The following is a 10,039-nucleotide window of genomic DNA, read 5'->3' as shown; positions in this document are numbered from 1 at the left end:
GCGCCACGTTCTTCATTGGCCTGTCGGTGATCATCGCCATCGCCGGCTGGTTCCTGGCCCACCCGCTGCTGGCGGCGATGGGCACGCCCGCCGCCTCGCTGCCGYTGGCCGAGGCCTACCTGCGCATCATCTTCCTGGCGATGCCAACGCTGTACGCCTTCGCCTTCCTCAGTGCGGCGCTGCGCGGTGYCGGCGATTCGCGCACGCCCTTCCGCTTCCTGCTGGTCTCGGTGGTGCTGGACATCGCCCTGAACCCGGTGCTGATCTTCGGCATGGGGCCGTTCCCGGAACTGGGCATCGCCGGCTCGGCCTGGGCCACGCTGGTGTCGCAGACGCTGTCGCTGGCCGGCCTGCTGCTGTACATGCGGCACAAGCGGCACACGCTGTGGCTGGGCCGCGCCGACATGCACCTGTTCAAGCTGGACATGACCATCCTGCGCGCGCTGGTGGTCAAGGGCGTGCCGATGGGCCTGCAGATGGTGCTGATCTCGCTGTCGGTGATCATGCTGATGACCATGGTCAACCAGTACGGCACTGACACCGGCGCAGCCTACGGTGCATCGCTGCAGCTGTGGAACTATGTGCAGATGCCGGCGATGGCGATCGGTGCGGCGTGTTCGTCGATGGCCGCGCAGAATGTCGGTGCGCAGCGCTGGGATCGCGTGCGCGGTACCGCACGCCAGGGCATCGCGTTCAACTTCCTGCTGACCGGCGCGTTGATCCTGCCGCTGGTGCTGCTGGACCAGTATTYGCTGGCCTTGTTCCTTCCGCAGGGCAGCGAGTCGCTGCAGATCGCGCGGCACCTGAACCACATCGTGATCGGTTCATTCCTGTTCTTCGGCGTCAGCTTCGTGATCTCCGGCGTGGTGCGCTCCACCGGCGCGGTGCTGCCACCGCTGCTGATCCTGGCCGCGTCGCTGTGGGGCGTGCGCGTGCCGTTCGCCGAATTCCTGCAGCCGTACTGGGGTGCCGATGCGATCTGGTGGAGTTTCCCGGCCGGCTCGCTGGTGTCGATGCCAGGGGTTGGCCGGCCCGCGGCCGGCACTACCGCTTTTTCTTTTYCGCGTTGTGCCTGGCGGCGGCGCGCAGCAGTGCTTTCAGCGCCGCGGCGTTGGGCATGCCGCCTTCGTGGATGTCGATCGCGCGGCGYGTRCCGCCTTCCAGGCTGGCRTTGAACARGCGCTTCGGGTCCGGCAACGCKGCGCCGTGGGCGAAGGTCAGCTTCACTGCCTGCTTGTAGGTTTCGCCGGTGCACAGGATGCCATTGTGTTCCCACACCGGTGTGCCGCGCCATTTCCAGGTTTCCTCCACGTCCGGCAGCGCCTCGTGGATCAGCGCGCGCACGCGGGCGAGGATGTCGCCGCGCCAATCAGGGAGCTCGGCGATGCGGGCGTCAATCAGGGCGGCAGCGGGGAGAGCGGCATCTGCGGGATCGGACTTCTGCGTGGCCATCGCGTGGTCTCGTTCGGGGAAAGAACCTGGGGGATTACATGCGTTCGCCAGGCAGCTGGCTGGCCTGCCGCACCCAGTCGAGGAACCGCGCCTCGTCCAGCGGCTCGTCCCCAAGGATGTGCAGGTAGCGCGTGTCGGCGCTCTTGGACGGTTCAGGCGGAACAGGCTGCAACAGCGCGCCGCGGAAGAATGCGACCTTGATGTAGCGGGCGAAGCAATGGAAGCTGAGGAACCAGCCCTCGCCGGCAGCAACGCCGTACATCGGCGAGTTCCATTTCACTGCCTTGTGCACGCCGGGCACGGCCTGTTCGATCAGGGCGTCCAGACGCTCACCAACGGCCCGTTTCCAGTCCGGCATGGCAGCGATATAAGCCTGCACGGGCGCATCGCCCTCACCCTTGGCGATCTGCGGGTTACCGCCGGACAGCAGCTTCGGCGCGGCACTGCTGGCAGGTCGCTTGGCGGGCATCGCAGGGGCCATGAGGGTCGAAGGCCCGAGCGTACGCCGCCGCCCGGCAGCGGTCACGGCGCACTGCGCCATGGTCTCAGAGGCTGCTGCGGAACTGCCGCCAGGTGGGCAGCTTGCGGGCCCCGCGCAGGAACCACATCAGGGTGGCCATCACCAGGCCGAACATCACGCCTGCCGCCACCCCGGCAAGCAACAGCAGTTCCAGCGCCGGGGCCCTGCCCTGCCACAACAGCAGCCACATCAGTACCGTCCAGAACACGCCAAACAGCAGGCCCTGCAGCAGCGTATTGGTCAGGAAACCGGCCAGTATCGGCGGCGGCAGCGCGACACCCAGCCGCCACAGCATGCGGTGCAGCAAGGGGGCCGCTTCCCTCCGTGGCACCCCGGAACGGTCCAGGAAGCGCAACGCCACCTGGATGTCCGCCGGGTATCGATGGTCGCTCTCATCCATTCACTGAAACTAACGAGGCGGCAGCACAAACGCAAACGGCCGCCCGAAGGCGGCCGTCGCGGCAACAACCGAAGTTGTTTATCAGCCCTTGGTTGCCAGACGGGCAGCCTTGGCGGCAGCAGCAGCAGCCAGATCTTCCTTGATGCGGGCAGCCTTGCCTTCCAGGCCACGCAGGTAGTACAGCTTGCCGGCGCGGACCTTACCACGACGCTTCACTTCGACCGAGTCGATGATGGCGCTGTGGGTCTGGAACACGCGCTCGACGCCGTAGCCGTGCGAGATCTTGCGCACGGTGAACGAGGAGTTCAGGCCGCCGTTCTTGGTCGCGATGACAACGCCTTCATAGGCCTGCACGCGCTCGCGGGTACCTTCCTTCACCTTCACGTTGACGACAATGGTGTCGCCCTGGCTGAACTGCGGCAGTTCGCGGGTGATCTGGGCGGATTCGAATTCCGCGACGATGGACTTGTTCAGCTTGCTCATGGGTTACACCGATTCATTGTTCGGGTGGGCGTGTCATTCGACAGCGTGGGCTCATGCAGTCACCGGACTGTGCTGCACGTTTGTTTTGGGTACTGCGCACCGGCCGGGGCCGGCGTAATTGGCCATGATAGCCGATAAAGCAGGGCTGGCGCTAGACCTTGCCCTTTCCCGCCGGGACCTGGCGGGCCAGGGCCAGCAGCTTGCGGTCGGCCTTGCCCAGCGCCTGTTCATCCAGCAGGTCCGGGCGCCGCTGTGCGGTACGGATCAACGACTGCTGCCGGCGCCAGGCGGCGATGGCGGCATGGTTGCCCGAGCGCAGCACGTCCGGCACGTCCCCCAGCGGATGCTGGGCCGGCTGGCTGTAATGCGGGCAGTCGAGCAGGCCGAGGTCGCCCTCGAAACTGTCCTGCGCCGCGGATTCGGCGTCATTCAAGGCGCCTTCCTGCAGCCGGGCCACCGCGTCGATGATGACCGCCGCCCCCAGCTCGCCGCCGGACAGCACATAGTCGCCGAGGGAAATCTCCTCATCGACATTGGCGGCCAGGAAACGCTCGTCGATGCCTTCATAGCGGCCGCAGAGCAGGACCATGCGCGGCAATGCCGCCAGTTCCCGCACCTTGGCCTGGGTCAACGGCGCGCCCTGCGGGCTGAGATGGATCACCCGCGCAGGCGTCGGATCGGCCTCACGGATCGCCTGCAGGCAGGCCTGCAGCGGTTCGATCAGCATCACCATGCCCGGGCCACCGCCGAACGGACGATCGTCCACCCGGCGGTAGTTGCCCTCGGCGTAGTCACGGGGATTCCAGCCATGCAGGCTGAACAATCCCTTTTCCTGCGCACGGCCGACCACGCCCAGCCCAGCGGACTGGGCGAGGAAATCGGGGAACAGGGTGATGACGTCGAAACGCATGCTCACACTCAGAACTCGGGGTCCCAGTCGACCACGACCAGATTGGCCTCGAAGTCGACGGATTTGACGAACTCCGGCACGACGAACGGAATCATCCGCTCGCGATCACCGCGTACGACCACCACATCGTTGGCGCCGGTACTGAACAGGTGCGAGACCTGGCCGAGGGCAACGCCTTCGACGGTCTTCACATCCAGGCCTTCCAGATCGACCCAGTAATACTCGTCGGCATTCGGCGGCGGCAGCGCACTTCGGGCCACGAAGACCTCGGTGCCATGCATCGCCTCGACCGTGTCGCGATCCTCGATGCCCGGGAAACGGGCCACCAGATGCTTGCCGGTATCCCGGCCACGGGCGCCTTCAAGCGTCGATTCCTGCCCGTTGGGGCTGCGCAGGATCCACGGTTGGTAACGGAAAATAGCGGAACGCGGCTCGGTCCAGGACTCGAGCTTTATTTCGCCGCGCACACCAAAAGCGCCGACAATCCTGCCAAGCAGGATGCGGCGCTCGTTATCTTTCATCTGCGTTCAATCAGATGGGCCGCACCAGGGTGCGGCCCGTCAGGATCAGGCCGCAGCGGCCTGGGACTTGCTCGCTTCCTTGATCAGGTTGCGAACTTTCTCGGTCGGCTGGGCGCCGTTCTTGACCCAATGGTCAACGCGGGCCAGGTCCAGCTCGATRCGCTTCTCGCCGCCCTGTGCAACCGGGTTGTAGAAGCCAACGCGCTCGATGTTGCGGCCGTCGCGGGCGCTGCGSRCGTCGGTSACGATGATGTGGTAGAACGGACGCTTCTTGGCGCCGCCGCGGGTCAGTCGAATCTTGACCATGGTGGTTTTTTCCTATTGCCCAGTCGCCAGGATGGCGCGGTAAGCGGGCGATTATAGCGGCAGAGTCCGGCCGAGCCAACCCCGGGCGTCTACCCCGGGGTCAGATCCCTTTTACCGAGCAAAAGGGTTCTGACTCCAACGGTTCCATTCAGGAAAGCGACTGCCAGGGCACCCGGGCCAACACCGCCCTGCCCTGTTCGGCCAGGGCCTGCGAACCCGGCAGCGCCTGACCATTGATGGCATCCAGCGCCCACACCCCACTGGCGTTGCAGGCGAAGGCGGCCTGCATGCCGGCCAGCTCATCCAGCCGCAACGGCCGGCCCTCCTGTGGGCCCACCCAGCCCGCCTGCAGCAGCGCTTCAGCGGTTCCCCGCAGCGCAGGCGCCTGTGGCCAGATCAGGTGTTCGCCGTCATGCACGGCCAGGTTCCAGGTGGTTCCCTCGCTGATCTGCCCGTCGCCAGTGACGAACAGCGCATCGTCGAAACCCGCTGCCAACGCGGCACGGCGCTGGGCGAACAGTCCAAACGTACCGACATGCTTGATCTGCGGCAGCTCTCGCTGCCATGTCGCGCTGCGTACGCGTTTCGGCGCGGTCAACGCGACCGGCGCGGAGACGGCAACCAGTACATCCACCGGCACGCTTGCCAGAGGCGCGCGGAAATCGAAACGGCGCGAGAACACGGTGACCCGCATCGATGCGTCGACCTGGCCGGCCTGTTGCAGCGCCTGCGCCATCCACACCTGCACCTGCGCGATATCGAGCCCGCTGCCGAACAGTTCCTGCGTTGCCCGCGCCAGCCGCTGCAGATGCAGATCAAGCCCCTGCACCGCGTTGCCGCGCACCTGCAACGAGGTGAAGTGGCCGTAGTTGGTCAGCGCCGGCAGCAGGTCTTCGGCCCGCGCCGTTGCGCCGTTGCAGGTCACCGTCATCGCAGCAGCGCCTGTGCCTGTTCCCACATGCCACGCAGCACGTCGGCGGCCGGCGCTGCCGGTGCCATCCATGCCGACTGCCCGGCCCAGGCCTGCATCGCAGCAAGCCGGTTTTCCTGCGTGGCCTGCTTGCGCATCGGTCCAGTCAGGCCACGCTGCACAGGGTACGGGCGCGGCGCGGGTGCGCCCTCGGCAGCAGCTGCACGCACGTAGGCAGTCGCCAGGCCGCGGCCCAGGCGCCCACTGAACGCGCGCGTCGGCCAGGTGTCTTCGGGTTCGCTGCGGGCCAACGCATCGGCCCATGCCGGCGCCACCGCTGCTTCGGGTGTGCGCAGGAAGGCCGTGCCGATCTGCACGGCGCTGGCCCCGAGCATCAGGGCAGCAGCAATGCCGCGACCGTCGCCGATTCCGCCCGCAGCGATCACCGGAATACTCAGGTTGTCCGCCAGCCGCGGCAGCAGTGCGAACAGGCCGACCAGCTGCTGCTCTGCACGCATCGGATCGAAGGCGCCGCGATGGCCGCCGGCTTCGGCGCCCTGCGCGACCACCGCGTCAGCACCCGCGTCCTGCGCAGCACGCGCTTCGGCCAGCGTCGTAGCGCAGGCGATCCAGGCGATGCCCGTATCCTTCAACTGCTGCACGTGACGCGGCGACAGCACGCCCATGATGGTCGAGGCCACCGCCGGCCGTGCCGCCAGCAGCGCACTGAACTGCTCCTCGAAATCGRCAGGCGTGGCATCCGCTGCGCTGGCCGCAACCTCCGGCCCCCACTGGCCCAGGAACGCACGCGTGGCGGCCTCGGCGGCCACATCGCGCACCGGCGCGGGATCGGGCAACCACAGGTTCACCTGCGCCGGCCCGCTGGACGCTGYACGGAAGTCCTGCATCCAGCGACCGATATCCGCCGCCGGCGACAACACGGCCCCCATCGCGCCCATGCTGCCGGCGTTGGCCAGCGCGGCGGAAAGCGGAACCGGACAGGCACCGGCCATCGGTGCCAGCAGGATCGGCAGCTGCAATGAAAAACGCCGACAGAAATCGTCGGCGCGTTCGAGAATCGGCGAAAGGCTCACGCGACGCACCTGTGGGAGGAGTCGCTGCCAGCATACGCCAGACACTGTGGACGGGAGCGTCGCCGCGGGCGATCCGCTCCCGCCTGGCTCAGCGTGCAGACACCGCGTAGGTGCGGACCAGCTGGCTGTCCATTTCTTCGTTGAACTTGAACGTCACGTAGCGCGCGTCATCAGCGGCGAACTCTTCCTCGGCGCTGGCGCGACCGATCTCGGTGCCCTCGGCATCCAGCGCACGCGCCACCAGCTTGCCCTTGAAGGCCTTGTCCGCCACCACGTACACCGCCGCGTCCTTGGAGCCCATGCCACGGCTCTTGCCGAGGGTGACGGTGAGGCCCTGCGCGGCCAGGCCCGGATCGGCCTGCAGCGTCACGTTCATGCGCTTGTCCACGCCCTCGCCCAGCCCGGCGACGAAATCGGCAGCGGTACCACTGATGGCACTACCGGCCTTCTGCGACACGGAGGTGTCGTCCTTGCAGGCAACCAGGCCCAGGGCCAGCGCCATCACCACGATCGACTTGTTCATGCACATTCCTTTGATTGATTCCGCGGGTTGTTCAAGCGTTCGATACAGCGCGCGCTCAGCGGAACGGCATGCCACGGCCGCCCATGGCGCCCATCATGCCCTTCATGCTGCGCATCATGCCCTTCATGCCGCCACCGGCCATCTTGCTCATCATCTTTTCCATCTGCATGTACTGCTTCATGAGCTTGTTGACGTCGGCCGGGGTCACGCCCGAGCCCTTGGCGATGCGGGCGCGACGCGAGCCATTGAGCAGGTTCGGGTTGCGCCGTTCCTTCTTGGTCATCGAGCCGATGATGGCGATCATGCGCGGCACTTCCTTGCCCTGGCTGACCTGCTGCTTGAGGTGCTCGGGAATCTGGCCCAGGCCCGGCAGCTTGTCCATCAGGCCGCCGATACCGCCCATGTTCTGCATCTGCTCGAGCTGGTCGCGCATGTCGTTCAGATCGAACTTCTTGCCCTTGGCGACCTTCTCGGCCAGCTTCTGCGCCTTGTCCTTGTCGACCTGCTGCTCGACCTGCTCGACCAGCGACAACACGTCGCCCATGTCGAGGATGCGGCTGGCGATACGGTCCGGGTGGAACACGTCCAGGCCTTCCGGCTTTTCGCTGACACCGACGAACTTGATCGGCTTGCCGGTGATGTAGCGCACGCTCAGCGCGGCGCCGCCACGGGCGTCACCGTCGGTCTTGGTCAGGACAACGCCGGTCAGCGGCAACGCATCACCGAAGGCCTTGGCSGTRTTGGCSGCGTCCTGGCCGGTCATGGCATCGACCACGAACAGSGTTTCRRCCGGRTTGAYCGCRGCGTGCAGSGCCTTGATCTCGSCCATCATCKCTTCGTCGATGGCCAGGCGGCCGGCGGTATCGACCAGCAGCACGTCGACGAACGACTTGCGCGCGTCATCGATGGCGGCGCGGACGATGGCCTCCGGCTTCTGCTCGGCGCTGGACGGGAAGAACAGCACGCCCACCTGGTCGGCCAGCGTSTTCAGCTGCTCGATCGCCGCCGGACGGTAGACGTCGGCCGAGACCACCATCACCTTCTTCTTGCGCTTTTCCTTCAGGTGCTTGGCCAGCTTGCCGACCGTGGTGGTCTTGCCGGCGCCCTGCAGGCCCGCCATCAGGATGATGGCCGGCGCGGGAACGTTGAGGTTCAGGTCGCTGGCTTCGGCGCCCATCACCGCGGTCAGCTCGTCGCGCACGACCTTGATCAGGGCCTGGCCCGGGGTCAGCGACTTCAGCACTTCCTGGCCGACCGCACGCACCTTGATGCGTTCGATCAGGGCCTGCACSACCGGCAGSGCGACGTCGGCTTCSAGCAGSGCGATGCGGACCTCRCGGGTSGCCTCGCGGATGTTTTCTTCGGTCAGGCGGCCACGGCCGCGCAGGCGCTCGATGGTGCCGGAAAGGCGCTGGGTCAGGGACTCGAACATGCGGCGCAACCTGTCTGAAAGCGGGGGACAATAAGGCCCACAGTATAACGGGTCCACCGCGCTCCCCGGACTGCGACGCCACGCCCGTCGCCAGCACCGCGGGGGTATGCGAAACTTCAACGATGACAATCGTTCTCATCGCCGTCCTGCTCTACCTGGCCGCCAGCGCCCTGCTGGTGCGCGCCCTTGGTCGCAACGACGGGGTGACCTCGCCCGCCTGGCTGTGGCCTGCGCTGCCGGCGATGCTGCTGCATGGCGGTTATCACGTGCTCGTGGCGATGCGCACGACCGGCGGCCCCGACATGCACTTCTTCGCCGCGTTGTCGCTGGTCGGCCTGGGAATGGCGTGGCTGACCTCGCTGGTGGGCGCGCGCGGGCGCATGTCCACCCTGGGCGTGGTGGTGTTCCCGCTGGCCGCGCTGCTGCTGGTGGTCTACCACGGCTACGGCCATGAACCGAGCAAGGTGCTGGGCTGGCGCTTGGCCAGCCACGCCTGGCTGGCACTGCTGGCCTACGCCACGCTGAGCATCGCCGCGCTGCTGGCGATCATGCTGTGGCTGCAGGAGCGTGCGCTGCGGCGCCGTGAATTCCGTCCGTGGCTGCGTGCGCTGCCGCCGATGGCCGATCTGGAATCGCTGCTGTTCAGGGTGATCACCGTCGGCTTCGCCCTGCTGACCCTGACCCTGGTCACCGGCGTGCTGTTCGTCGACGACCTGCTGGCGCAGAAGCTGGTGCACAAGACGGTGCTGAGCGTGCTGTCGTGGATCGTGTTCGGCGTGCTGCTGATCGGCCGCCGCCGCTATGGCTGGCGCGGCACCAAGGCAGTGCATTGGACGCTGACGGCGATGCTGTTGCTGCTGCTGGCGTTCTTCGGCAGCCAGTTCGTGATCGAGCTGGTGTTCGGGCATTCGCGCTAGAGGCGTGCCGGCCAGCGGCCGGCAATCGGAGCACGGTAGATCCACGCCATGCGTGGATGCCCCGGATGCTCAGGGCAGCGGTTGGGCCAGGATCCTGCGCACCGAGCGACCACTGTTGGTGAGGATGTCGTCGACCTGCCAGCAGCCCTCCCCTTTGCGCACCATCGGCACGCGGGTCACGTAGGCCTTGCCCCAGACCGGATAGCGCATTTCGACCTGGCCGGCCGTGGCCGAGGCCTGCTTCCAGCTGTAGCGCACCGGGCTGTCGATCTCCCCGTCCTGCGCGTCCAGCCACGGATCGGAATCGAGCGTGCAGATGCCCTCTTCGCGCACCTGGCAGGCACGCTCGCCATGCAGCGCCTTGGCAAACGCCGCACTGACCAGTGCCTGCGGCGGCTCCAGCAGGTCGCCCTTGCCGGTGGTCGCTTCGAAGAAGGCCCGCGCCACGTCAGCCGGTTGCTGGCAGGCCGGCGCGGCCTGCACGGTGGGGGCCAGCAGCAGGCCGATGATCACCCACGTCCCTGTCTTTCTCATATCCAGTTCCTTGACGGTGGAAGGGGTAGCGCCGGGC

The 10,039-nt window shown here is 66.9% G+C and carries 13 protein-coding genes and 1 pseudogene; 2 read left to right on the top strand and 12 right to left on the bottom strand.

Going from position 1 to position 10,039, the window contains the following annotated elements:
- A pseudogene (locus AC1DJN_RS04600) lies at nt 1–1,016 on the top strand (MATE family efflux transporter); the annotation flags it as partial.
- A gap of 28 nt (nt 1,017–1,044) precedes the next feature.
- Here AC1DJN_RS04600 and AC1DJN_RS04595 read toward each other — a convergent pair.
- From AC1DJN_RS04595 to ffh, 11 genes are all read right to left on the bottom strand, one after another.
- Nucleotides 1,045–1,452 carry a DUF1801 domain-containing protein gene (locus tag AC1DJN_RS04595; protein ID WP_478038926.1) on the bottom strand — a complete coding sequence of 136 codons (408 nt, stop codon included), beginning with the start codon at nt 1,450–1,452 and terminating at the stop codon, nt 1,045–1,047.
- Between the two features lie 34 nt (nt 1,453–1,486).
- On the bottom strand, nt 1,487–1,921 hold the full coding sequence (locus tag AC1DJN_RS04590) for a DUF1801 domain-containing protein (RefSeq protein WP_032976003.1): 435 nt from the start codon (nt 1,919–1,921) through the stop codon (nt 1,487–1,489).
- 76 nt (nt 1,922–1,997) lie between these two features.
- Nucleotides 1,998–2,372, bottom strand: coding sequence for a DUF6404 family protein (locus AC1DJN_RS04585; protein ID WP_032976001.1), 375 nt, complete (start codon nt 2,370–2,372; stop codon nt 1,998–2,000).
- An 81-nt stretch (nt 2,373–2,453) separates the two neighbouring features.
- Complete coding sequence (gene rplS / locus AC1DJN_RS04580; RefSeq protein ID WP_025873818.1) at nt 2,454–2,855, bottom strand: 50S ribosomal protein L19; 402 nt, start codon at nt 2,853–2,855, stop codon at nt 2,454–2,456.
- Nucleotides 2,856–3,006: 151 nt separating this feature from the next.
- Nucleotides 3,007–3,765 (bottom strand): tRNA (guanosine(37)-N1)-methyltransferase TrmD, encoded by a 759-nt coding sequence (gene trmD / locus AC1DJN_RS04575; RefSeq protein ID WP_032976069.1) that lies wholly within the window; start codon nt 3,763–3,765, stop codon nt 3,007–3,009.
- An 8-nt stretch (nt 3,766–3,773) separates the two neighbouring features.
- Complete coding sequence (gene rimM, locus AC1DJN_RS04570) at nt 3,774–4,286, bottom strand: ribosome maturation factor RimM (RefSeq protein WP_025873820.1); 513 nt, start codon at nt 4,284–4,286, stop codon at nt 3,774–3,776.
- Nucleotides 4,287–4,331: 45 nt separating this feature from the next.
- Nucleotides 4,332–4,592, bottom strand: coding sequence for a 30S ribosomal protein S16 (gene rpsP, locus AC1DJN_RS04565; RefSeq protein WP_478038925.1), 261 nt, complete (start codon nt 4,590–4,592; stop codon nt 4,332–4,334).
- A gap of 148 nt (nt 4,593–4,740) precedes the next feature.
- On the bottom strand, nt 4,741–5,523 hold the full coding sequence (locus AC1DJN_RS04560; RefSeq protein WP_442251354.1) for an aminotransferase class IV family protein: 783 nt from the start codon (nt 5,521–5,523) through the stop codon (nt 4,741–4,743).
- Entirely contained in the window at nt 5,520–6,596 is a 1,077-nt protein-coding gene (locus tag AC1DJN_RS04555) for an NAD(P)H-dependent flavin oxidoreductase (RefSeq protein WP_478038924.1), read from the bottom strand. The genes AC1DJN_RS04560 and AC1DJN_RS04555 overlap by 4 nt, the downstream gene beginning before the upstream one ends.
- An 88-nt stretch (nt 6,597–6,684) precedes the next feature.
- Nucleotides 6,685–7,119: a hypothetical protein gene (locus AC1DJN_RS04550; RefSeq protein WP_025873823.1), complete on the bottom strand. Its 435-nt coding sequence runs from the start codon at nt 7,117–7,119 to the stop codon at nt 6,685–6,687.
- A 55-nt stretch (nt 7,120–7,174) separates the two neighbouring features.
- Nucleotides 7,175–8,551 carry a signal recognition particle protein gene (gene ffh, locus AC1DJN_RS04545; protein ID WP_478038923.1) on the bottom strand — a complete coding sequence of 459 codons (1,377 nt, stop codon included), beginning with the start codon at nt 8,549–8,551 and terminating at the stop codon, nt 7,175–7,177.
- Between the two features lie 122 nt (nt 8,552–8,673).
- On the opposite strand from ffh, the gene AC1DJN_RS04540 reads away from it, so the two are divergent.
- On the top strand, nt 8,674–9,468 hold the full coding sequence (locus AC1DJN_RS04540) for a cytochrome C assembly family protein (RefSeq protein WP_025873825.1): 795 nt from the start codon (nt 8,674–8,676) through the stop codon (nt 9,466–9,468).
- A 69-nt stretch (nt 9,469–9,537) separates the two neighbouring features.
- On the opposite strand, the gene AC1DJN_RS04535 is transcribed toward AC1DJN_RS04540, so the two are convergent.
- Nucleotides 9,538–10,002, bottom strand: a complete 465-nt coding sequence (locus AC1DJN_RS04535) for a YqhG/Tai3 family protein (RefSeq protein WP_032975994.1) — start codon at nt 10,000–10,002, stop codon at nt 9,538–9,540.
- Between the last annotated feature and the right edge of the window lie 37 nt (nt 10,003–10,039).

The organism is Stenotrophomonas sp. 05L414_2 (assembly GCF_056397905.1).
The sequence above is the reverse complement of the archived record's forward strand: the minus strand, read 5'-3'. Positions and strand labels throughout refer to the sequence as shown.

Excerpts from the sequence above, each read along its gene's own strand:
- AC1DJN_RS04540 (WP_025873825.1), top strand. The coding sequence starts at position 8,674 with ATGACAATCGTTCTCATCGCCGTCCTGCTCTACCTGGCCGCCAGCGCC.
- AC1DJN_RS04550 (WP_025873823.1), bottom strand. The coding sequence starts at position 7,119 with ATGAACAAGTCGATCGTGGTGATGGCGCTGGCCCTGGGCCTGGTTGCC.
- rplS (WP_025873818.1), bottom strand. The coding sequence starts at position 2,855 with ATGAGCAAGCTGAACAAGTCCATCGTCGCGGAATTCGAATCCGCCCAG.
- AC1DJN_RS04535 (WP_032975994.1), bottom strand. The coding sequence starts at position 10,002 with ATGAGAAAGACAGGGACGTGGGTGATCATCGGCCTGCTGCTGGCCCCC.
- trmD (WP_032976069.1), bottom strand. The coding sequence starts at position 3,765 with ATGCGTTTCGACGTCATCACCCTGTTCCCCGATTTCCTCGCCCAGTCC.
- AC1DJN_RS04560 (WP_442251354.1), bottom strand. The coding sequence starts at position 5,523 with ATGACGGTGACCTGCAACGGCGCAACGGCGCGGGCCGAAGACCTGCTG.
- rimM (WP_025873820.1), bottom strand. The coding sequence starts at position 4,286 with ATGAAAGATAACGAGCGCCGCATCCTGCTTGGCAGGATTGTCGGCGCT.
- AC1DJN_RS04590 (WP_032976003.1), bottom strand. The coding sequence starts at position 1,921 with ATGCCCGCCAAGCGACCTGCCAGCAGTGCCGCGCCGAAGCTGCTGTCC.
- AC1DJN_RS04585 (WP_032976001.1), bottom strand. The coding sequence starts at position 2,372 with ATGGATGAGAGCGACCATCGATACCCGGCGGACATCCAGGTGGCGTTG.